Below are 22767 nucleotides of genomic sequence, written 5' to 3' on the forward strand. Positions count from 1 at the left end.
ATGGCTTTAATCGCTCGAGCCCGAAAAAAGCGCAAGCCGGTTGCCGAGATGAACGTGGTGCCCTACATCGACGTGATGTTGGTGCTGCTGGTCATCTTCATGGTGACCGCGCCGATGCTCAATCAGGGCGTGAAGGTTGATCTGCCCAAGGTTTCCAGTGAAGCCTTGCCGCAGGACAACGACACCCAGGTCCTGACCATTTCGATCAAGGCTGACAAGACCTACTACTGGAACCTTGGCAGCGAAGTCGACACCGAGAAGCAGCAGGACCGGGCCATGACCTTGCCGCAGATGACCGATGCGGTGACCAAGATCATCAACGCCGGCAACAGCAACGGCAAACGCACCCAGGTCTTCATTCGCGGCGACAAGACCGTCGACTACGGTGCGGTGATGGGCGCCATGGGCGGCCTGCAGAAAGCCGGGGTCGGTAATGTTGGCTTAATCACTGAGGCGCCCTGATGCAGCAACAGCGAGAGCCGTCCGCCTCGGAAAGCTACTTCTGGCCTAGTGTCTGGGCAATTGGCCTGCATGTGCTGGTGTTTGGCATGCTGTTCGTCAGTTTTGCCATGACTCCGGAGCTGCCGCCGGCCAAGCCGATCGTGCAGGCGACCCTGTATCAGCTCAAGTCCAAGAGCCAGGCCACCACGCAGACCAACCAGAAGCTTGCCGGTGAGGCGAAGAAATCCGCCGCGCGCCAGACCGAAGTCGAGCAGATGGAGCAAAAGAAGGTCGAGCAGGAAGAGATAAAAGCTGCGGAACAAAAGAAAGAGCAAGCGGCTCAAAAGGCCGAAGAAGCCAGGAAGGCTGACGAAGCCAAGAAGGCCGACGAGGCGAAGAAAACCGCCGAGGCCAAAAAGGCCGAAGAAAAGAAACTGGCTGATATAGCCAAGAAAAAATCCGAAGAAGAAGCCAAGAAAGCCGCTGAAGAAGAGGCCAAGAAAGCGGCCGCTGAAGAAGCGAAGAAAAAGATTGTCGAGGACGCGAAGAAAAAAGCGGCCGAAGACGCCAAGAAGAAAGCTGAAGCTGACGAGGCGAAAAAGAAAATCGCCGAAGACGCGAAGAAGAAAGCCGCCGCCGATGCCGCCAAGAAAAAGGCTCAGGACGCAGCGCGTAAATCCGCCGAAGAGAAAAAGGCCCAGGCCTTGGCAGATTTGCTTTCCGACACGCCGCAGCGCCAGCAGGCATTGGCTGATGAGCAGGGCGATGAAGTCGCCGGCAGTTTCGATGATTTGATTCGCGCCCGAGCGGCAGAAGGCTGGGCTCGTCCACCTTCGGCACGCAAAGGCATGACTGTAGTATTGCAAATCGGCATGTTGCCCGACGGTACGGTTACCTCGGTCAGCGTGGCCAAGTCCAGCGGTGATGGCCCGTTCGACGCTTCGGCGGTCGCAGCGGTCAAGAACATTGGGCGATTGACGGAAATGCAAGGAATGAAACCGAGCGATTTTGCTCCCTATCGTTCATTCAAGATGACATTCACACCTGAGGATCTAGCCTTGTGAGAAACCTTCTTCGATCAATGCTGGTCGTTATCTGCTGCCTGGCAGGGATAGCGGTAGCAGAGGAAAAGAACATTCTGGTCACCAGCGGCAGCGATCGGGCGACCCCGATCGCCGTCGTACCGTTCGGCTGGCAGGGCGGTAGCGTCCTGCCGGACGACATGTCGGAAATCATCGGTAATGACCTGCGCAACTCGGGTTATTACGCGCCGATTCCGAAGCAGAACATGATCAGCCTGCCGACCCAGGCCAGCGAAGTCATCTATCGCGACTGGAAAGCCCTGGGCGCCCAGTACCTCATGGTCGGCAACATTGTGCCGGCCGGTGGTCGCCTGCAGGTGCAGTACACCCTGTTCAACGTCGCCACCGAGCAGCAAGTGCTGACCGGTAGTGTGTCGGGCAGCGTCGATCAGCTGCGTGACATGGCGCACTACATCTCCGATCAGTCGTTCGAGAAACTCACCGGCATCAAGGGTGCGTTCTCTACCCGCATGCTCTATGTGACGGCCGAACGCTTCTCTGAGAAAAACACCCGCTATACCTTGCAGCGTTCAGACTATGACGGTGCTCGTGCAGTGACCCTGCTGCAATCGCGCGAGCCGATCCTGTCGCCGCGTTTCGCCCCCGATGGCAAGCGCATCGCCTATGTTTCGTTCGAACAGAAGCGCCCGCGTATTTTCATGCAACACATTGACACCGGTCGCCGTGAGCAAATCACCAACTTCGAAGGCCTGAACGGTGCGCCAGCCTGGTCGCCGGACGGTACGCGCCTGGCATTCGTGCTGTCCAAGGACGGTAACCCGGACATCTATGTGATGAACCTGGCTTCGCGGGCGATTTCTCGCGTGACCAACGGTCCCGGCATCAACACCGAACCGTTCTGGGGCAAGGATGGCTCGACCATCTACTTCACCTCCGACCGTGGCGGCAAGCCGCAGATCTACAAGACCAGCGCCAGTGGTGGTGGTGCCGAACGCGTGACGTTCGTCGGTAACTACAACGCCAACCCTAAACTGTCGGCGGACGAAAAGACCCTGGTGATGATCCATCGCCAGGATGGCTTTACCAATTTCAAGGTGGCGGCTCAGGATCTGCAGCGCGGTAGTGTAAAGATCCTCACTGATAGCACTCTGGACGAGTCACCTACTGTTGCGCCCAACGGCACCATGGTAATCTACGCCACCCGCCAGCAGGGCCGGGGAGTCTTGATGCTCGTGTCCATTAATGGACGCGTGAGGCTCCCGCTTCCTACCGCACAAGGCGAAGTCAGAGAACCGTCCTGGTCCCCTTACCTGAACTGACGCGGCGCAATACGTTTTACTTAACACACTGGGGTTCATTAGGAGTTTCACGATGGAAATGCTGAAGTTTGGTAAATTTGCTGCGCTGGCTCTGGCCATGGCTGTAGCTGTAGGTTGCTCGTCCAAAGGCGGCGACAACGCCGGTGAAGGCGCTGTTGATCCAAACGCTGGTTACGGCGCTAACACTGGTGCAGTTGATGGCTCCCTGAGCGAAGAAGCTGCTCTGCGCGCAATCACCACCTTCTACTTCGAATACGACAGCTCGGACCTGAAGCCAGAAGCCATGCGCGCTCTGGACGTTCACGCCAAAGACCTGAAGTCGAACGGTGCTCGCATCGTTCTGGAAGGCAACACCGACGAACGTGGTACTCGTGAGTACAACATGGCACTGGGCGAGCGTCGTGCGAAAGCCGTTCAACGCTACCTGGTACTGCAAGGTGTTTCCCCAGCTCAGCTGGAACTGGTTTCCTACGGCGAAGAGCGTCCAGTTGCTACCGGCAACGACGAGCAGTCCTGGGCTCAAAACCGTCGCGTCGAACTGCGTAAGTAATTCGTCATGCGAACGTGCCGCCGTGCTGTAACTGTTCTGGCTCTCAGCCTCGCGCCGCTTGCGGTGTGGGCTGCGGTTCCCGTGGTCGATAATGATTCCGGCTATAACAATAGCGCAAGCAATTATCCGCCTGCAGGTTACGGTACGAGCGGCGCCTATGCCGGGGGAGGGGTTTCGGCCCCTGTCTCGGCACAGGGCCAGCTGTTCAACCAACTGCAGCAAATGCAAGACCAGATTTCACGCCAGCAAGGCGCGATTGAAGTTCTGCAAAATGAAATTTCGCGCATGAAGCAGGAAAACCTGGAGCGATACCAGGATCTTGATCGGCGCATAGGAACCGGCGTTGCACCTGCCGCGACTCCTGAGAATTCTCCAGCCGGTGGCGACTTGAACGCCCCTGGCGCAGCCGCAGGCGCGGGAGCAACTGCTCCGGCACCTGCAGCCGGCGGTGAGCCGGCTGATCCGGCGAAGGAAAAGCTCTATTACGATGCGGCCTTCGATCTGATCAAAGCCAAGGATTTTGACAAGGCCAGCTTGGCCTTTGCCGCTTTCCTTCGCAAATACCCTAACAGCCAGTATGCGGGCAACGCCCAATATTGGCTGGGTGAAGTGAACCTGGCCAAGGGCGACCTGCAAGGTGCCGGTCAGGCCTTCGCCAAGGTCTCGCAGCTCTATCCCAAGCACGCCAAGGTGCCGGACTCGCTCTACAAGCTCGCTGACGTGGAGCGTCGCCTGGGCCACACCGACAAGGTCAAGGGCATTCTGGAGCAGGTGGTGGCCCAATACCCGGGTACCTCCGCCGCCCAATTGGCTCAGCGTGACTTGCAGCGTATGTGAGGCTGTTTGATCCGTTTCGAAGAAACCCGCGCTTGTCGCGGGTTTTTTCGTTAGAATTCACGCCCTTTTTATGAAACACGCTTCTTGGGATCTGCGCGTTGGCGGGGTTGCTGGAAGTGCCTGACGGAGGCGGACAGCCTGTTTAGCTGTTACGCCCGTGGCGACTATGCAAGACACATTGAGAATTACCGAAGTTTTTTACTCGTTGCAGGGTGAAACGCGAACGGCCGGGCTGCCCACAGTATTTGTGCGCCTCACCGGTTGCCCGTTGCGTTGCCAATACTGCGACAGTGCCTACGCCTTCAGTGGCGGCACCCTGCGCAGCCTCGACGACATCCTTGAGCAGGTGGCCGGTTTTCGCCCGCGCTACGTCTGCGTTACGGGCGGCGAACCACTGGCGCAACCCAACGCCATCCCCTTGCTCAAGCGATTGTGCGATGCCGGTTACGAGGTATCGCTGGAAACCAGCGGCGCCTTGGACATCGCACCCGTTGATCCGCGAGTCAGCCGCGTCGTCGATCTGAAGACCCCAGGGTCCAAGGAAGCCCATCGCAATCGCTATGAGAACATCGAACTGCTGACGCCCAACGATCAGGTCAAGTTCGTTATCTGCTCGCGGGAAGATTATGACTGGGCCGTGTCCAAGCTGATTCAATACGGGCTCGACCAGCGGGCTGGCGAAGTGTTGTTTTCGCCAAGTCATCATGACTTGAACGCCCGGGAGCTGGCGGACTGGGTGGTGGCGGACAATTTGCCGGTGCGCCTGCAATTGCAGCTGCATAAATATCTTTGGAACGACGAGCCGGGGCGCTGATATGACTGAACACTCGAACATTGCAGAAAAACGTGCCGTCATCCTGTTGTCCGGCGGCCTCGATTCCGCGACGGTCGTGGCCATGGCGCGTGCCGAGGGCTACCGCTGCTACACCATGAGTTTCGATTACGGCCAGCGCCACCGCGCCGAACTGCACGCCGCCGAGCGGGTGGCCCGGGACCTGGGTGTCGTCGAACACAAGGTGATCGGCCTGAACCTCAATGGCATCGGCGGCTCGGCCTTGACCGACAGCTCCATCGACGTGCCTGAAACTCCCAGCGAAGGCATCCCGGTGACCTACGTGCCGGCACGCAACACGGTGTTCCTGTCCCTGGCCCTGGGCTGGGCGGAGGTGCTGGGTGCCCGTGATATCTTCATCGGCGTCAACGCCGTGGATTATTCCGGCTACCCGGACTGCCGTCCGGAGTTCGTCGAAGCGTTCGAGCGTATGGCCAACCTGGCGACCAAGGCCGGTGTAGAAGGGCAGGGCTTCCGTATTCAGGCACCACTGCAGAATCTCAGCAAGGCCGACATCGTTCGGGCGGGGGTGAAGCTTGGCGTGGACTACGGGCTCACCGTTTCCTGCTATCAGGCTGACGATCAGGGGCGTGCCTGCGGCAAATGCGACAGCTGTCGCCTGCGTGCCGAAGGCTTCGCGGCGGCGGGTGTGAGCGATCCAACCCCTTATTTTTGATTTATTTCAAATTAGGTGTTGAATAGTCCTTAGAAATCAGTATTATACGCGCCACCACACAGCGGGTCGTTAGCTCAGTTGGTAGAGCAGTTGGCTTTTAACCAATTGGTCGTAGGTTCGAATCCCACACGACCCACCATTTTTAGCAGTTTTAAAAGTCTGGAAGGCCCACGAAAGTGAGGATTTCCGGATTTTTTTTTGCCTGTAGAAAACTCGCCGCTTGAAAACCGGAACCACCCGACGATTCGAGTGGTTCCCTGGGTTGTTAAAGCAAGCCGTCCTCGGCGCATACCTTCACGATCTGTTCGCGAAACCAGATGTTGGCGTTGTCCTGGCCGGGTTTCTCGCTCCACATCATATCCAGCGTAAAGTTCGGTAAGCCCACTGGTGGCCTGCGATGGCTGTATTTGCCTTCATCGCAGGTCAACGCCTGGATACGCCGAGGCAACGTCAGGATGAAGTCGGTTCCCGGAATCATATTCAGTGCTGCCACGTAGCTGTTGGCCCGAGCGACAATCTGTCGGTTGTAGCCTTGCCGGGCGAGCCAGCCGTCCACCATGTTGGTGTCGGAGGTCCAGGGCGTCGGAAAAACATGCTGGCAGGCGACGAACGCCTCCAGATCAAATTCCTCCCTGGGCAGTGAAAAGTCTTTATCGACCACGCAGACCAGTTCATCTTCCAGTAATACTTGCGAGCGCAACCCTTTCGCGCCGCGATGAAAGTTGGGGCCAAAACAAACAACCAGGTCGAATCGACCCTCCATCAATTCGTCAACCGGAATGTCTTTGTGAAATTTCGTGATGTTAATGATAACGGGGAAACGGCTGCCAATGAATCGTTTCACTAGCTGGGGAAGTATAAGAAGTTCGAAGTACTCCGGGGCGCAAATATTGAATGTTATTTCTTTCTGCGTGGGGTCGAATGTTTGAATGCCGGAGTGGCATATATTTATGGTCTTGAGGATGTTGAGTACATGGCTGTACATGGCCGTGGCTTTGTTCGTGGGCCGCATGCCACTACGGGTATTGATGAATAACTCATCTTCGAAACTTGTGCGCAGCTTCTTCAGGCAGTAGCTCACGGTTGACTGGCTCACACAGAGGGTCTCGGACACCTCGGTGACGCTGCTTTGCTCGTACACCGCGACAAACACCATCAGGTCCTGCATGTCCAGCTTTCTAAGCAAATTACTATTGAGCATAAGATCCTTCTCGGCGCAATCCATCAGCTAGCGTCCCTTGTTTTTATGACAAAGGGGTTTATTTATATATTAGCGGAAGGCATTTATTTTTTAAATGGCTTGTGGGAATTTTCTTAAATATGCTCGCCTCGCTTTTTATAGAAATCCTGCACAAGGACGGAGGAGGACGATATGCAAATTCGCGTCGCAGAAACTAAGACACCGTTATGGGTGCAAGCCACTGAAGTAGTGAAAGAGAAATTTCGCCGTTCTTATTCGGCGTCGGTTGAACCGAATCCACAATACTTTGCGGTCACCCAGGATCCGTCAGACCGTATTCTTGCCTGTGCCGGTATTACATTCGCGGACCACCGCACACTGTTTTCCGAGCAATACCTGGCGCAACCGATAGAAGTGATTTTGTCCCAGCGCCTGGAGAAAACGATCGACCGCTCAAACATTGTCGAGATCGGCAATTTGATCTCCCATCACCTGACGGCCGGCATGATTCTGGTCAACATGATTCCCCTGTTGTCCTGGTGCATGGGTGGGCATTACTTGTTGTGTACGGTGACGCCCCGCGTTCGGCAAATGATGGAAAGTTGCCAAATCGATTTCGAGCCGCTGCTGACAGCAGACCCTGCGCGCCTGGGCGAGGAGGGTGGCAAGAACTGGGGGACTTATTACTCCAAATTGCCGGTCACCGGGTTCATCCGGGTAGACCCGCAGCGCTCGCGTTTCGCGGCCATGACGCTCAATACCTCGTTCACCCAACTGCCTGGCGATTCACTGGCGAGGGCGCAGCCATGAGCGGCGGATTTATCCATCACTTGCAAAGCGCGTTGCAAGACAATCGCCAGGCTGTCTGCGCGGTGGACTGGTCGGCGTCGGGCGGCGAGCCGGTGGCATTGACCTATGGCGAGCTGGAACATCGTGCCCTCAATCTGGCCGCCGAACTGCAACGGCGTTTTCCCAGCCCGGCCCATGGCGATCATGTGGTTTTGGGAATTGCCACGCGTAACAGCAGCGACTGGCTGGTGGCCGATCTTGCTTGCTTGTTTGCCGGGATTACCGCGTTACCGTTGCCATTGGCTTTCAGCCAGGCTCAGGCGGAGCACCTGGCCGAGCGTTGCGACGGGTTTGTAGTGGATGCCGCCGGGCAGCGGACACTGGCGCAGCGATGGAAGTTGAATTTCCCTGAAAGCCGTTTGCGCCACATCAGCGAGCCGGTCATCGAACAGCCTTTGTTGCATACGCCCGACGGTGATGAAGACTGGATCTGCAAAATCATTCACACCTCGGGCACGACCAGTCGCCCGAAGGGCGTGCAGTTGAGTACCCAGGCGGTCGGCGCCGTGCTGGCATCGCTGCGTCAACGTATGCCCGCCGATGCTCATCGCCGTTACCTGTCGCTGGTGCCCTTGAGTTTGCTGCTCGAACAGGTGACTGCCGCCTATCTACCGTTGCTGGCGGGCGGAACCGTGCATTTCTTGCCACCGAACGAAGCATTGCTCGGCGAGCCTGGGGCTTCGCCACAGCGTCTGGTCGAGTGGATCCTGCAGGTCCAGCCAACGGCCCTGACAGTGCCGCCGGTGATGGTCAACCGCTTCCTGGAACAAATGGACGAGGGCGGCGAGCAGGGCGAGAGACTGGCGCGCTATCTGCAATCGGGTGCGCATATTACCTGTGGCGGTGCGGCGGTCAGCATCGATGTACTGCACGGACTGGAAGAACGGGGCATTGCTGTGTACCAAGGCTACGGCCTGTCCGAGAACGCCTCGGTGGTCAGCATGAACACCTTCGAACAGCAGCGCCTGGGCAGCGTGGGCAAACCCTTGCCCCATGTCCAGGTGCGTATCGGCGCCGACCAGACCATTGAGGTCAAGAGCAGCTCACTGTTCAGTGGCTATTCCGGCACGGACCCCAGTGCCTGCTCCATGTCCGCCGATGGCTGGATGGACACTGGAGACCTGGGAATGCTGGACGACGATGGCTACCTCTATGTGCACGGGCGCAAGAAGAACGTGATCTGCCTGCCCAACGGGCGCAACGTCAGCCCCGAACAGGTTGAGCTGGAGTATCGCAAATACCCCGGCGTCAACGATGCCGCAGTGTTTTTCGATGAGCGCCATGGCCTGGTGGCGTTGCTGTGTGTCGAGTCGGCCCCCGCGCGCGATGAGCTGGTGGCCTGGTCCGCCCGGCGTTTTTCCGACATCGAAAGACCCAGCCGACTCTGGTTGTTGACCCAGGACGACCCGTTGATCGAGCAGCTTTACACCGTTACCGGCCGGCCAAAACGCGCTGACATCGCCACTGTTTTTTCCACTCTGCAAGGGACTGCATCCAATGACCACGCCTGCCTTTCACTTTGAAACCGCGGACATCTCCATCGTCGAGTCGCACCACTTCGCCAGCCTGGGCAAGAGCGAGCTGTATGAGCTGCTGGGCCATTACGGGGTCGTGCTGTTTCGTAACTGTATCCACAGCGCCGAAGATTTCAGCGCCTACGTCAAACAAAACAGTTCGCGGCTGAGCCTGGATCCGGCTCGCGTCATGGTAGGCGGCGCGGCACAGTTGGTGGACGCGGGACATCAGGCGGTTGGCCTGCACTGCGAAAACGGTAACTCGCCGTTCTGGCCGGACATGACCTGGTTCTATTGTCAGGAAGCACCACGCAAGGGGTCGCAAACGACGTTGTGTGACGGTGAGAAGGTGTTGGCGAAACTGTCTCCAGCCTGCCGCAGTTTTTTTGAAGAAAACCCTATCCGCTACAGCCGTACCGTTGCGGGGGAAAAGTGGCGTCGTTTGGTTTGCCACTATTCGCCAGCGTTGTCGGACCCGGCGGCCGTCGAAATCGAGGACCTGTGGCAAATCATCGGGGAGGACCCGCAGACGGTTATTTCCTTCAACCCGGCCGATGACTCCATTCACTACGCCTTCAGCACTCCGGCGATCCTCACGTCCGCGTTCAGCCAGCGTCCGGCCTTCGCCAACAGCATCCTGGGACCTTCCTTCAACTACGAAGCTCCGGTGATCGACACCGTGGGGGGGCAGCCGATTCCTGCCGGGTTTCAGCGGGAAATTGCCGAAGTGTCCGCCCAGTACACCTGCCCGGTTGGCTGGCGCGATCACGACGTGGTGATGATCGACAACCGTCGGGTCATGCACGGTCGTGAAACCATCGTCGACGAACGTCGACGCATCTTCAACGCCTTGAGCTATCGCTGAGACTCATCATGACGAACAACAACAAATACATTGTCAGCGGACAGTACGAGAGTTATCTCGATGGCGATGGCCGGCAGATTATCGACCTGAGCGGCGGGTTCGGTTTCCAGGTGCCGTCGGTGATCGAGGCGGTCAGTCGCCAAGCGGACATCATGGGGTTATCCAACCGGGTGCTGATGTCCCAACCGCTTATTGCCTTGTGCCGACGCCTGGCCGAGCTGCTGCCTGCGCCGCTCGTCAACTCTTATGTGTGCAGCTCCGGGGATGAGGCGTTCGAGGGCGCATTGAAGTTGTGCAAGGGCCTCAAGCCCAAGGGCAACACCATCGTGTTCATCCAGGGGGGGGATTATGGCGCGCTGACCTACGGACGTTGCCTCAGCGCCGCGCAAGATGATCTGGCCGTGCAGAGTTTTCTAGGGTTCAAGCGAGTGGCGATTCGGCATCTGGCTGACCTGGACACGGTGGACTGGAGCGATTGTTTCGCGGTGTGCCACAGCAACACCCGCGTGGATGCCAGCGGCCGATTGCAACTGCTCGATGCTGCACTGCTCGAGCAATTGCATGCCCGCGCAGCACAGGCTGGCGCGCCGGTCATCGCGGTCGACACCCACAGTTGCCTCGGTAGCCTGGGGACGCTGTTCGGTTTCCAGCGTTATCGTCCTGTCCCGGACATTGTCGTGCTTGGGGGCCCCTTGGGGGGCAGCGCGATTCCCATCGGCACCTATACCTGCAGCGAGCGCATGGCCTGGCAGGTCTATGGGCGCAGCAGTCCGGCCAAACACGGCAGCACCACCGCTGGTAATCCGATGGCGTGTGTAGCGGCCCTGGCAGCCCTGGATTATGTGCAGGCCCACGACTCGCCTCTGCATTGTCTGGAGAACGGTCAGCGGCTGGTGCAAACCCTGGCGCCATTCGGAGCGGTGGCCGTGGGTGGCTGGGTCAGCCTGCCGCTGGCCGATGATCTGCAGCCGTCCCTGCTGTGCGAAGCGCTTTACCAGCAAGGCGTTTATATCAGCCCACCCCGGGGCCGCGAATTGATCTTGCGCTGCCCGATCACTGCACGCCCCGAACAGATTCAACGTGCCGCCCACCTCATCAAGGAGACGCTAAGCCATGTCCTTACTCAGGCCGCATGAACAACTGCTGGATGATTGCCAGCGGCACTGGAGCGCCTCGGCGGCCAAGCTGTATCGCCTGGGCAAGACCAGCGTAGAACAGCAGACCGATGGCATCCATGTCACCGATCACACCGGCAAGCGCTTCATTGACTGCGCGTGCAGCTACGGGGTGTTTATCGTCGGGCATCGCAACCCGACGGTGCGTGAGCAGGTGCAGGCGCAATTGAATCAGTTGGCCTGGGTCCCGGAAGGCCGGCGCCATCCGCTTCAAGACAAGCTGTCCGAGCGGCTTTGCCAACTGGTGCCGGGAGAATGGGGCGACGTGCAATTCATGGTCTCGGGTGCCGAGGCCGTCGAGCAGAGCCTGCGTTATGTGCTGCGGATCCAGCCCCAGCGGCGCAGAATCGTCGTGATGAGCGGCTCCTATCATGGCAAGACTTTGGCGGCGATGAGCATTCTGGGCCAGCAACAGCACCACAGCAGTTATGGCATCGCTTGCCCCGAAGTGACCTGTGTCCCCTACGGCGATTTCGCCGCCCTGCAAAAGGCCGTGGGCGAGGGTGTCTGTGCGGTGTACGTCGAGCCGATTCTGGGCGGCGCTCATCTGCAGGTGCCCCCGGTGGGCTACATGGCCAACCTTCGCGCCTTGTGCGACGCCACGGGCACGCTGCTGGTGGCGGATGAAATCCAGACCGGTTTCGGCCGATGCGGCAAATGGTTCGCCGTGCAATATGACGACGTGGTGCCTGACATCATGATCCTCTCCAAGGGCCTGACCGGCGGCTACACCTCGTTCGCTTGCGCCATGTACAGCCGGCGCCTGGCCACCCAGTATCCGCTCAGCGAAATCGAGCCCGACACGCGAACCAATGGCGGGCATCCGCTAGCGTGTGCCTCGGCGCTCGCGGCCATCGACTACATCGAGCAACACAACCTGGTGGAGCTGTCGCGGGCCAACGGTGGGTTGCTGCGCCACGGTCTGCAACGGCTGGCCTTGCGTTATCCGCACATCATCGAGGATGTGCCGGGCGTCGGCCTGATGACGGGCCTGCGCCTGCGTGGTTCGGTCTATGAGGCGCTGATGAGCATGGAGCTGGGCAAGCGTGGCGTCCACGCCGGGCATTCCATGAATGAAAAGGCCGAACGCCCGGTGTTGCGTTTTTATCCGCCGCTGAATATCACGCCCGAAGCCTTGCAGCATGTCCTGGCGATGATCGAAGAGTCCCTGCAAGCCATCGATCGGCGCCCGGCGCTGGCGGTGAAAGCGTTTTCCCTGGTGGTGCGCAACATGTATCTGTTGCCCAACAAGTGGCTGCGCAGCAAGGAGGCGTCATGAGCCTGTTCAACCCCGATACGCTGACCCTGCGGGAAATGGCCGGTCTGCTGCGCCGTGGCGTGCTGACCAGCGTCACGTTGCTGGAGTTTTACCTGCAACGCATCGCTGAGCGTAACCGGCACATCAACGCACTGATCCAGCTGGCGCCAGTCGAGGAACTGCGGCGCCAGGCTCGCGAGGCTGACGAGATGGCGCGCGTTGGCCAGATCAGTGGCCCGCTGCATGGCATTCCCATCACCATCAAGGATGTCCTGCATGTGCGTGGTTTCAAGATGTCCCGAGGGCTGGGGGAGCTGTTGGGCGAACCCAGCGAGCAGGACGCAACGGCCGTTGCCCGGCTTCGACAGGCCGGGGCGATCATTCTGGGCATCAGCAATGTGCCTGAGCTGTGCATGGCCTTCGAAACCGAAAACCTGGTCTACGGCCGGACCCTGAACCCCCACGACTTGCAACGCTCCGCCGGCGGCAGCAGCGGCGGTGAGGCAGCGGCGATCGCTGCCGGGTGTTCCCCGGCCGGGCTGGCGTCCGATGCATGTGGCAGTGTGCGGATACCGGCGCACTTCAATGGCATCTGCGGCTTGAAACTGACCCAGGGACGGGTGCCGCTGACCGGCCAGTTTCCCAATGACCGTTCCGGGCTGTTCCACATGACCTCGGCCTTTGGCGTGATGGGCCGCTATGTCGATGACCTGGCGCTGCTCGGCCAATTGATCAGCGGTGCCGACGGACAGGATCCGGACACCGTCGACGTACCGTTCACCGCCAGCGAGCCGCTGGCCAGCCTGCGGGTGGCGCTGTTCTCGGCGTCGAGCCGCACGCCGGTCAGCGCGGCGGTGAGCCAGGTATTGCAGCACGTCGAACGATGCCTGGGGCCGGTGGTGGCCGAGGTGAGCACGGTCGCGCCGCCGATGCTCGATGAGGCCTGTGATGTGCTGTGGCGGGTGTTCATCACCGGCGCTGACGCCGGTCGCGGTTGGCGGCAATTGTTCGAGTCCATGAACAAGCGACGTTTTACCCCGGCCATCGCTCAATTGCTGGACATGAGCGAGGCGGTGGAGTTGACCGTGGATGAGGTCAAACGCGACTGGATCATGATCGATACGTTTCGCTATGAGTTGGCGAAATTCTTCAAGCAGCATGACCTGTTCATCTGCCCGGTATTTCCGGACGTGGCGTTCCGTCACGGGGAGTCCCTGGAGGATCGCGACCGGTATGCCTTCGTGTTCCCGTTCAGCCTCAGCGGTTCCCCGGCAGTAGTGATCCGCGCCGGAACGGACCCGGCTACCGGGATGCCCATCGGCATCCAGATTGTCGGGCCTCATTGGCAGGAAGAACGGTTGTTGGCGGTGGCTGCTTTTCTGGAGCGTGAGCTGGAGCGCTGGAGTCCGGTTACGCCCCGTCCGGCATCGACGTACTGACCGCCCTCAAGCCGTGACGGTTCTGGTGTTTCGGCTGCTGAGCACCAGTGCCAGCATGCCGATACCCACCAGGGCAGCACCGAGGATCTCGATCATCAGCGGTTGCTGCCTGAGCCAGAACCAGTGCAGTACGGTCACGAACAGGGTGCTGAGGTAGACATAGGAAACCACCGTGGACGGCGCGATTACCCCAATTGCCCGGTGCAACAGCCAGAAAGTGGCGAGGGTGCCGAACACGGCCAGGTACATCAGCCAGCCGATGTCCAGCGTCGACAACTGCAGAGCGCTGCGCCAGCCGCCGCTGAACAGGCAAAACACCAGCAGAAACAGCGCCCCGAACAGCATGTTCCAGAACGTCATCGTCACCGGGTCGCGGCCTTTCAGCGCGCGGACCTTGAACCGTTGGCTGAGGGGGGAATACAGCGCCATCGCCAGGCAACCGGCGCCGAAAACCAGCACGGGATAGAGCGCCGGCAATTGTCCCGGGGCCGAGCCCTTGAGGGTCAGCAACACTGCGCCGATCGCTGCGGTCGACATCGGCAGCAGGCGGGTCTTGAGGCTTGGGTTGGGCAGCAGAAATACCTCGAACAACAAGGTCATCAACGGCACCAGCGTGTACAGCGTCGCGGTATTGACCGCCGAGGTGTAGCGCAACGCTTCGAACAACGAACCGAAGTACGTTGCCAGCAACAGGCCAAGTACGGCATGGGCCAGCAGGCCTTTGCCGGAGACCGGCGAGGTGTTTTTCAGCAGTAACAGCGGCAGGAACATCAGGGCGGAAAACAGCAGTCGCAACCCGGTGAGCAGGATCGGATCGATTGACTGACTGACCTGCGCCGCGGCAAAGAACGATGCTGCGATCAGGATCGCCCAGATGAGCATGCCCCAGTGAGCGGCTGCGAAACCGACGTTTTTCATCAAGGTTCTATTCCTGCTTTCAAATACCGGAACGTCATGAGGGACAAATCGGCCGGCTGTCATGGTGAGTGTGAAAAACAGGGCCGCAGTCAACTGCAGCCCTTTGACGTCACTAGCTGATATGTCGCGCGTAGTGTTTGGGATTGAAGCGCAGGACCATCACGATCATCAGCGCCATGACCGCGGTGAGCGACCACCAGGCCCATTCGAAGCTGCCCAACTGATCGCGGATCATCCCGGCAATCAACGGCGAGAGGCCGGCGATCAGGTAGCCGATACCTTGCACGAACGCCGTCAGACCACCGGCCCGACGTGGGTTGTCCAAGTGATCGAGGGACACGATCAGGCTCATCGGGAACAGACCGCCAATGCCCAGCCCCAGCAGGCAAGGCCACAACAGGCTGAAGCGGTCCGGGCTGAGGATCAGGCCGCAGAACCCCGCGATGATCAGGGCCAGCAAAACCGCCAGGACCAGGCGCTTATCCTGGCTGCGGTTGGCAATCGCCGGGGTGACGAGGCCGGACAATACTTCCATTGCGGTGAGGAACCCCAGCAGCAGGCCGGCGTGCTGTTCGCTCCAGCCTTTCTCCACGTAATACGGTGCCAGCCACGCCAGCACGCAGGTGTAGGAGGCGGTGCCGAGGCCGAAGAAGATCGCCAGCAGCCAGGCCCGCGAATTGCTGAAAAACGATTCCTGGCGCTGCGCCGGGGCTGCGGGCAAAGGCGTGACGGCCGCGCGCTGGGCGTACCAGCAGCCCAGGGCGATCAGCGCCAGCAGTGCCCAGATCGCCAGGCCGATACGCCAGCTGCCGGTCTGCTCCAGGACGAACGGTGAAAACGACGCCGCAAGCGCCGCGCCGCCCATGATGGACGTGACGTACAGGCCCATGAACAACGAGACATTGTCGGCGAAGCGCGATTTGATCAGCGCCGGCATCACGGCCTGGATCAGGGCGATACCGATCCCCGCCAGCACCGCGCTGATAATCAGCTCGACGGCGCTGTCCAGGTACAGGCGCGATGCCGTGGCGATGCCGATGATCAGCAGCGACAGCACGATGGTGCGGTGCTCACCGATGCGCAGGGCAATGCGCATGCCCAAGAACATCGCCAGACCCATGGCCATGACCGGCAACATGGTCAGTAACGAAGCGGTGCTGAAACTCAGCGGCACCTCGCCGCGAATGGCTGATAACAATGGCCCGACAGCCGCCATAGAGGGGCGCAGGTTCAGTGCCACCAACACCACGCTGACCATCAGCCAGACGGCGTGGGTGCTTGAAGTTCGAACGTTTTCCATAACAGAGCCTTGCTGGATAAAGCTCCATTTAGGCTGGGATGTGAGGGGTGGGGCAAACTGAAATCTGGTGGGGGGTATTTAAAAATCAGGTGCACTCCAAACCCCTGTTCAGTGGAGTCAGTCGTGCTATTCCATCGCCGGACTCAACGTCCCGAGCCATGCCACCAACGCCAGTATTACCACCGCCACGGACAACTCCAGAGCCATGCTGCGCCGCAGGGCATTGACCGCCACGCTGTGCTCCCCGGTCTGCCGAGCCTGTTCCAGCAACGGGCTCAGATGAAAACGATTCAGCGCGGCAAACACCAGCATCGCCGCGAACAACACGACTTTAAGCACCAGCAATTGACCATAGGTGCTATCCAGCAGCCCGTCGACGCGAGGACCGACGATGAACAGATAGTTCACCACCCCTGTCACACTGATCACCACCACAATCACCGCCCCGGCTGTTTCAAACCCGGTCAGGGTTCGCGCCAGGACCGGCAGCCGGTGTTCAGCACGGCGAAGTAGCAGGGCAAACGCAGTCAGGGCGCCCACCCAGCCGCCCGCCGCCCACAGGTGCAGAAAATCGGTGATGAAGTGCCAGTTACGGCGCAGGCCTTCGTCCATGGCGCCATGCCCGGCCCAGGCCAGTGTCGCCAGGGCCACGGCACCGCTGAGGGTGACCAGCCACAAGCTGACGGTCGGTGCCGGGTGGTTCAGGGCCACAGCAATTGTCGCCAGCAACAGCGCCGCGATCCGAACACTCCAGCTCACACCCACGTCGGTCTCGAACACCATCATTTCAATGTGCGGCAACAGCTCGTTCCAGTCGGTGACGCCGCTCATGGCCCAGGCCATGCACAGCATGGCGGCCACCGACAACAGCACGCCAAACAGCGCTGTGGTCAGCACAAGTGCTTTGAAGTGCACCACCACGCCCGAGATCCGCTCTGGACCGCGCAAGCTATACAGACCGAACGCGGCCAGGCCGAACAACACCATCAGATCCAGGTACAGGGCCAAGCGCAGAACAATGTTGAGCAGGTCAATGTTGATCGAGGCGCTCAAGTCACTTCACCTTGAACGTGACATTGCCGGTGATCGGGTGAGTATCGGACGACACCGCGCGCCACTGGACCTGGTAGGTGCCGGTGGTGAGCGGAGCGTTCGGGGTAATGACCATGGTTTTGGGGTCATCGCTGCCGGAGACCTTGGCCTTCATGGGCATGGGCGAGTGCGCCGACATGCCGGGCATCCCGGTCATGACCAGCTTGGCGCCGGAGAACTTGGTCATCAGGTTCTCGGAAAAATGCAGTTCGATCTTTGCCGGCGCCGCACCTTCAGCACCTTCGGCGGGCGTGGAGGAAAGCAGCTTTGGGTGCGCTTGGGCCAGGCCACTGATTAACAGGCCTGTGGACAGCGCGACGGTGACTACAGCGGTTCTGATAAATGACATGCAAGGACTCCTACAGCTCAGGTTTCTAGTTTTTTAGTTGACTGCGATTACAAACACCCTCAGAACCACATGCGCACGCCCAGCACCAGGCGTGCCTCGCTGCGGTCTTCGTTCTCTTCCCGGGCGTAGTCGGCAGTGTTGCCGTAGACGCGGTTCCAGGTGACGCCGATATAAGGGGCGAACTCACGGCGGATTTCGTAGCGCAGCCGCACACCCACTTCAGTGTCCGACAGCCCGGAGCCGACACCGCGATCGGGATCGTTCCTGCCGTAAAAGTTGGCTTCGGCGGTGGGTTGCAGGATCAGACGATTGGTCAGCAGGATGTCGTAGTCGCCTTCCAGGCGCACCGCACTCTGACCGCCTTCGCCGATGAACGCGGTGGCCTCGGCTTCAAAGTTATACAGCGCCATGCCCTGTACACCGAAGGCGGCCCAGGTTTGCGGGTCGCCCGGCTTGAAATCCTGGCGCACGCCGGCGACCACGTCCCACCAGGGGCTGACGGCATGCCCCCACAGGGCCTGGAGTTCGGCTTCCTCGGTCTTGCCGTTGGTGCGTTCGCCTTCGGAGCGCAGCCACAAGCGATCGATGTCGCCGCCGATCCAGCCCGAGGCGTCCCAGCTCAGGGCACTGCCATCATCGGCGTCTTGCCATTCCAATTGGTCGATGAGCAAGAATGAATGGATGGCGCTGTCATGCACGGCATGGCCGCCATGGTCTTCGTAGACGGCGGCGCGGTCGGCGTCGGTCAGCTCGGGAATCGGCGTGCGGCTGCTGGTGGGGGCCGATTGCATCGGTTCCATACCCTGCATCGAGTCCATGCCTTGCATCTGGCTATGGTCCATCCCCTGCATCTGGCTGTGATCCATCTGACTGTGATCCATGCCTTGCATGGCATCGCTCGCGGCCCAGGCCGAGCCAGTGGCGCCCAGGGTGAGGCTGGCAAAAAGTGCCAGGGGGTAGTGAAAAATAGTGGTCATGGTCGGCTCCTCATTCCTGCACCCGAACTTCACGGAACATCCCCATCTCCATGTGGAACAGCAAGTGGCAGTGATATGCCCAGCGTCCGAGGGCGTCGGCGGTGACCCGGTAACTGCGTTTGGAGCCCGGCGGCACATCAATGGTGTGTTTACGCACCATGAACTGGCCATTCTCGTCCTCCAGATCGCTCCACATACCGTGCAGGTGGATGGGGTGAGTCATCATGGTGTCGTTGATCAGCACGATGCGCAGGCGCTCGCCGTACTTGAGCAGCAGCGGTGCGGCATCGGAGAACTTCACGCCGTTGAACGACCAGCTGAATTTCTCCATGTGGCCGGTCAGGTGCAGTTCGAGGGTGCGGCCCGGTTCACGCCCGTCGGGGTCGGGGAACGTGCTGCGCAGGTCCGAGTAGGTGAGGACCTTGCGACCGTTGTTGCGCAGGCCCATGCCCGGGTCGTCGAGCTTGGGGCTGACGCTCATGGCCTGCATGTCCACCAGCGGATTGTCTTTTTCGGAGTCTGGATGGGACAGCCCGGCGTCCATGCCTTGCATGGAACCGTGGTCCATCCCCGCCATCTGGCTGTGATCCATGCCCGCCATGCCTTGCATCGATCCGTGATCCATACCACCCATGCCCATGTCGTCCATGGTGACCAGTGGCCGTGGATCCAGCGGCGGCACCGTTGCCGAAAGACCGGAACGGGTCGCCAGGGTGCCGCAGGCGTAGCCGGTACGATCCATCGATTGGGCAAACAGCGTATAGGCTTCTTCGCTTGGCTCGACGATAACGTCATAGGTTTCGGCCACGGCGATGCGCAGCTCATCAACGCTCACCGGTTTGACGTACTGTCCGTCGGACGCCACCACGGTCATTTTCAGGCCGGGGATGCGCACGTCGAAATAGGTCATGGAGGAGCCATTGATCAAGCGCAGGCGAAGGCGTTCGCCGGGTTTGAACAGACCGGTCCAGTTCATGTCCGGCGTCTGGCCGTTCATGAGGTAGGTGTAGGTGGCGCCACTGACGTCGGCCAGGTCGGTGGGGTTCATCTTCATTTCGGCCCACATCTTGCGATCGGCCACGGTGGCGGCCCAGCCGTTCTTGCCCACATCGTCAATGAAATCACCGACGGTGCGTTTGTTGTAGTTGTAGTAGTCCGATTGCTTCTTGAGCTTGCGGATGACATCGGCGGGGTCTTCGTCGGTCCAGTCGGTGAGCATCACCACGTAGTCGCGCTCGTACTGGAAGGGCTCGGGCTCCTTGGCGTCGATCACCAGTGGGCCGTAGACCCCGGACTGTTCCTGGAAGCCGGAATGACTGTGGTACCAGTAAGTACCGTTTTGCCGGACCTTGAATTGATAGACGTACATGCCATCGGGCTCGATGCCCTTGAAGCTCAACCCCGGCACGCCGTCCATGTTGGCCGGCAGCAGAATGCCGTGCCAGTGGATGGAGGTTGGATCTTTCAAACGGTTGCGCACCCGCAGAGTCACGATGTCACCCTCACGCCAGCGCAGCAGCGGGCCGGGGATGCCGCCGTTGATGGTCTGGGCGGTGCGCGGATTGCCGGTGAAGTTGACCGGGCTTTCGCCGATGAACAGGTCGAACTCGGTGCCCGTCAGTACATTGGGTTGGCCGGGGCTGGTGACCGCCCAGACGGGCGCGCGCCACAAGCCCAGGCCAGCCAGGATGCCGCCGGCAGTCAGGCCTTTTACGAAGGTTCGCCGGGAAGTATTTGATTGCATGCCGTTTGAAGTCCGTCAGTCGATTTGCAGCGAGCACAGGGGCGTCCGTGTGCAGGGTTGAAAGAAAGATGACACAGGCGGGAACGCGAAGTGATTACATTTCAGTCAGGTTGACGCGGCTGTGAGAGCAAGGCTTGCTCGCGATGAAGGCCATGCGGTTTTTCAGAAATCGAGGCGCCAGCTTCGCGGGCAAGCCTTGCTCCCACAGATAGAGCGCTGGCCACAGGGCACAGGTCAGAATGATCTTTTGCAACGGCGGGTTATTCTGTAGCCTTGCCGGCTTCACGCTATACCGTGCCTGATTGATACCCACTTTCCCGGCGGTACCCGAGTGGTCCGGAGCCGGGTGTATACTCGACTTTCGCGCAAAACGCGCCTGCAGGTCTTGCGAACATGACGCAAATTTCCGAACGCCTTCTGGTTCAGGCCCATCTCGACGCCAAACAGCCCAAGCCGCTGACCGCCGAGCAAGAGGCCTGGTACCGCGCCGCCATCGCCGCCGAGCTCAAGGCTCAGGATGCGGTGCTGGTCGCGCACTTCTACTGCGACCCGATCATCCAGGCCCTGGCCGAAGAGACCGGGGGCTGTGTGTCCGACTCCCTGGAAATGGCCCGCTTCGGCAACGCCCATCCGGCCAAGACCGTGGTGGTGGCCGGGGTCAAGTTCATGGGCGAGACCGCCAAGATCCTCAACCCCGAAAAACGCGTATTGATGCCGACCCTGGAAGCCACGTGCTCCCTGGACCTGGGTTGCCCGGTGGAGGAGTTCTCGGCGTTCTGCGACCAGCATCCGGAACGCACCGTGGTGGTGTACGCCAACACGTCGGCAGCGGTCAAAGCCCGGGCCGACTGGGTGGTGACGTCCAGTTGCGCACTGGAAATCGTCGAGAGCCTGATGGACAACGGCGAGACGATCATCTGGGGCCCCGACAAGCACCTGGGCACTTATATCCAGCGCAAGACCGGCGCCGACATGCTGCTTTGGGACGGCGCCTGCATCGTTCACGAAGAGTTCAAGTCCAAGCAGTTGGAGGACATGAAGGCGCTGTACCCGGACGCCGCAATCCTGGTGCACCCCGAGTCGCCAACTTCGGTGATTGAACTGGCCGATGCGGTGGGCTCCACCAGCCAGTTGATCGCCGCGGCCCAAAGCCTGCCAAACAAAACACTGATCGTCGCCACTGACCGTGGCATCTTCTACAAGATGCAGCAGTTGTGCCCCGACAAGGTCTTCATCGAAGCCCCCACCGCCGGCAACGGCGCGGCATGCCGCAGTTGCGCGCACTGCCCGTGGATGGCGATGAATACCCTGGAGCGCACGCTCAAGAGCCTGCAGGAAGGCACCAACGAGATATTCGTCGACCCGGCGCTGATCCCCCAGGCCATTCGCCCGCTCAAGCGCATGCTGGACTTCACCCAGGCGGCGCGGATGAAGCTGGCGGGCAATGCCTGAAGGTAGCTCCAAGTTGCAAGCTGCAAGTCCAAAGCTTGCAGCTTGCGACCTATTTCTTTTTCTTGGGAATTCGCACCAGCTGCGTATCCGAGTAGATGTCATGCCAGGTGCGCTTGCGCTTGTCGAACAGCGACCAGATGAAGCCCAGTCCCACCAGCAGCAATGAGGCGATCGACACGACAAATCGCAACAGGGCCTGCCACAGGCTGATCGCCGTGCCATCGGCGTTCTGCACGCGAATGCACCACACCTGCATGCCCAGGGTCTGGCCGTTGTGGGTCCAGAACTTGGCGAAGAAGCCGAACAGCACGAAAAGCAGCACGGTGGACAGTAGCGGGTCGCCGTCCAGTGCGCCGGCGTCGGTGAGGGCGCGCATTTTTTCTTCGCCGATGATCGCCATCTGAATCATCTTGTAGACGCCGCCAGTGACGATCAGCAGGGCTGTGCACAGCAAAAAGTCATAGAACATCGCGGCCAGGCGACGGCCCAGGGTGGCGGGAGGGAACTCGCCTTGGGGGATGAGCAGGTGTTTGGGCATGACGGCCTCGGACGAAAAAGAGGCCATTTTACGGATTTACGCCCATAAAAAAGCCCCTGATATCAATCAGGGGCTTTTTTGTTTCTCGAAAGCTTAGCCTTCGGCTTGAACCTCGTCAGCCTGCATGCCTTTCTGGCCTTGCACAGCAACGAAAGTGACTTTCTGGCCTTCTTTCAGGCTCTTGAAGCCGCTGCCCTGAATGGCGCGGAAATGCACGAACAGATCCGGACCGCTGTCAGGAGTGATAAAACCAAAACCTTTCTCGTCGTTGAACCACTTGACGATACCGTTCTGACGCTCAGCCATTTTCTTATTTCCTTTGATGCTAAATTAATGACAGCCTCTTCCACATGAAAGAGTACTGGGGCTGGGTTGCAGGAAAGTAAGAGACGTCGAGCGGGATGTAGCGAACTTCATAA

The 22767-nt window shown here is 59.9% G+C and carries 23 protein-coding genes and 1 tRNA gene; 15 read left to right on the forward strand and 9 right to left on the reverse strand.

The window, feature by feature from the left end; all coding sequences use genetic code 11:
• Positions 1–9: 9 nt before the first annotated feature.
• The 8 genes from tolR (at position 10) to BW979_RS09515 (ending at position 5837) form a co-directional block, all read left to right on the forward strand.
• Positions 10–462 (forward strand): protein TolR, encoded by a 453-nt coding sequence (gene tolR, locus BW979_RS09480; protein ID WP_160893274.1) that lies wholly within the window; start codon positions 10–12, stop codon positions 460–462.
• Positions 462–1505, forward strand: a complete 1044-nt coding sequence (gene tolA, locus BW979_RS09485) for a cell envelope integrity protein TolA (RefSeq protein WP_076383694.1) — start codon at positions 462–464, stop codon at positions 1503–1505. The genes tolR and tolA overlap by 1 nt, the downstream gene beginning before the upstream one ends.
• On the forward strand, positions 1502–2803 hold the full coding sequence (tolB, locus tag BW979_RS09490; RefSeq protein WP_076383695.1) for a Tol-Pal system beta propeller repeat protein TolB: 1302 nt from the start codon (positions 1502–1504) through the stop codon (positions 2801–2803). The genes tolA and tolB overlap by 4 nt, the downstream gene beginning before the upstream one ends.
• Positions 2804–2855: 52 nt before the next feature.
• Entirely contained in the window at positions 2856–3353 is a 498-nt protein-coding gene (gene pal / locus BW979_RS09495) for a peptidoglycan-associated lipoprotein Pal (protein ID WP_047227063.1), read from the forward strand.
• 6 nt (positions 3354–3359) lie between these two features.
• Positions 3360–4190 (forward strand): tol-pal system protein YbgF, encoded by an 831-nt coding sequence (gene ybgF, locus BW979_RS09500; RefSeq protein ID WP_076383696.1) that lies wholly within the window; start codon positions 3360–3362, stop codon positions 4188–4190.
• A 166-nt stretch (positions 4191–4356) separates the two neighbouring features.
• Positions 4357–5004 carry a 7-carboxy-7-deazaguanine synthase QueE gene (queE, locus tag BW979_RS09505; protein WP_047227061.1) on the forward strand — a complete coding sequence of 216 codons (648 nt, stop codon included), beginning with the start codon at positions 4357–4359 and terminating at the stop codon, positions 5002–5004.
• Between the two features lie 19 nt (positions 5005–5023).
• Entirely contained in the window at positions 5024–5698 is a 675-nt protein-coding gene (queC, locus tag BW979_RS09510) for a 7-cyano-7-deazaguanine synthase QueC (RefSeq protein ID WP_171061329.1), read from the forward strand.
• 63 nt (positions 5699–5761) lie between these two features.
• Positions 5762–5837: transfer RNA gene (locus BW979_RS09515), tRNA-Lys, on the forward strand.
• A gap of 126 nt (positions 5838–5963) precedes the next feature.
• Here the strand turns inward: BW979_RS09515 and BW979_RS09520 are convergent.
• Positions 5964–6899, reverse strand: a complete 936-nt coding sequence (locus tag BW979_RS09520) for a LysR family transcriptional regulator (protein WP_047227126.1) — start codon at positions 6897–6899, stop codon at positions 5964–5966.
• 171 nt (positions 6900–7070) lie between these two features.
• Here BW979_RS09520 and BW979_RS09525 point away from each other — a divergent pair, with 171 nt between their 5' ends.
• From BW979_RS09525 to BW979_RS09550, 6 genes are read left to right on the forward strand one after another with little or no spacing between them, the layout of a single operon-like run.
• Positions 7071–7688, forward strand: coding sequence for a thermostable hemolysin (locus tag BW979_RS09525; protein ID WP_047227059.1), 618 nt, complete (start codon positions 7071–7073; stop codon positions 7686–7688).
• A complete protein-coding gene (locus BW979_RS09530; protein ID WP_076383697.1) occupies positions 7685–9250 on the forward strand; it encodes an AMP-binding protein in 1566 nt (521 codons plus the stop codon). Before BW979_RS09525 ends, BW979_RS09530 begins: the two co-directional genes overlap by 4 nt.
• Positions 9225–10106, forward strand: a complete 882-nt coding sequence (locus tag BW979_RS09535) for a TauD/TfdA family dioxygenase (protein ID WP_076383698.1) — start codon at positions 9225–9227, stop codon at positions 10104–10106. The genes BW979_RS09530 and BW979_RS09535 overlap by 26 nt, the downstream gene beginning before the upstream one ends.
• 8 nt (positions 10107–10114) lie before the next feature.
• Positions 10115–11242, forward strand: a complete 1128-nt coding sequence (locus BW979_RS09540) for an aminotransferase class III-fold pyridoxal phosphate-dependent enzyme (RefSeq protein ID WP_076383699.1) — start codon at positions 10115–10117, stop codon at positions 11240–11242.
• Positions 11220–12560 (forward strand): aspartate aminotransferase family protein, encoded by a 1341-nt coding sequence (locus tag BW979_RS09545; protein WP_076383700.1) that lies wholly within the window; start codon positions 11220–11222, stop codon positions 12558–12560. Before BW979_RS09540 ends, BW979_RS09545 begins: the two co-directional genes overlap by 23 nt.
• Positions 12557–13978, forward strand: coding sequence for an amidase (locus tag BW979_RS09550; protein WP_171061325.1), 1422 nt, complete (start codon positions 12557–12559; stop codon positions 13976–13978). Before BW979_RS09545 ends, BW979_RS09550 begins: the two co-directional genes overlap by 4 nt.
• Before the next feature lie 6 nt (positions 13979–13984).
• On the opposite strand, the gene BW979_RS09555 is transcribed toward BW979_RS09550, so the two are convergent.
• The 6 genes from BW979_RS09555 to BW979_RS09580 all read right to left on the reverse strand — a co-directional run bounded on the left by BW979_RS09555 (position 13985) and on the right by BW979_RS09580 (position 20358).
• Positions 13985–14896, reverse strand: a complete 912-nt coding sequence (locus BW979_RS09555) for a DMT family transporter (RefSeq protein WP_047227054.1) — start codon at positions 14894–14896, stop codon at positions 13985–13987.
• A gap of 112 nt (positions 14897–15008) precedes the next feature.
• Positions 15009–16196 (reverse strand): cyanate transporter, encoded by a 1188-nt coding sequence (locus BW979_RS09560; protein ID WP_076383701.1) that lies wholly within the window; start codon positions 16194–16196, stop codon positions 15009–15011.
• A 126-nt stretch (positions 16197–16322) separates the two neighbouring features.
• Positions 16323–17249, reverse strand: coding sequence for a copper homeostasis membrane protein CopD (copD, locus tag BW979_RS09565; RefSeq protein WP_269458137.1), 927 nt, complete (start codon positions 17247–17249; stop codon positions 16323–16325).
• 1 nt (position 17250) lies between these two features.
• Positions 17251–17637, reverse strand: coding sequence for a copper homeostasis periplasmic binding protein CopC (gene copC, locus BW979_RS09570; RefSeq protein ID WP_047227052.1), 387 nt, complete (start codon positions 17635–17637; stop codon positions 17251–17253).
• A 59-nt stretch (positions 17638–17696) separates the two neighbouring features.
• Positions 17697–18614, reverse strand: a complete 918-nt coding sequence (locus BW979_RS09575; protein ID WP_047227051.1) for a copper resistance protein B — start codon at positions 18612–18614, stop codon at positions 17697–17699.
• Positions 18615–18624: 10 nt separating this feature from the next.
• On the reverse strand, positions 18625–20358 hold the full coding sequence (locus BW979_RS09580) for a copper resistance system multicopper oxidase (RefSeq protein ID WP_047227050.1): 1734 nt from the start codon (positions 20356–20358) through the stop codon (positions 18625–18627).
• A 393-nt stretch (positions 20359–20751) separates the two neighbouring features.
• On the opposite strand from BW979_RS09580, the gene nadA reads away from it, so the two are divergent.
• Positions 20752–21810 (forward strand): quinolinate synthase NadA, encoded by a 1059-nt coding sequence (gene nadA, locus BW979_RS09585; protein WP_047227049.1) that lies wholly within the window; start codon positions 20752–20754, stop codon positions 21808–21810.
• A gap of 49 nt (positions 21811–21859) precedes the next feature.
• Here nadA and BW979_RS09590 read toward each other — a convergent pair whose 3' ends face one another.
• Positions 21860–22348, reverse strand: coding sequence for an RDD family protein (locus BW979_RS09590; RefSeq protein ID WP_047227123.1), 489 nt, complete (start codon positions 22346–22348; stop codon positions 21860–21862).
• A gap of 93 nt (positions 22349–22441) precedes the next feature.
• The gene (locus BW979_RS09595; protein ID WP_047227048.1) at positions 22442–22654 is read right to left on the reverse strand and encodes a cold-shock protein; all 213 of its coding nucleotides are present in this window, start codon (positions 22652–22654) and stop codon (positions 22442–22444) included.
• Between the last annotated feature and the right edge of the window lie 113 nt (positions 22655–22767).

This window comes from Pseudomonas sp. A214 (assembly GCF_900156295.1).
Classification (GTDB): Bacteria; Pseudomonadota; Gammaproteobacteria; order Pseudomonadales; family Pseudomonadaceae; genus Aquipseudomonas; species Aquipseudomonas rhizophila.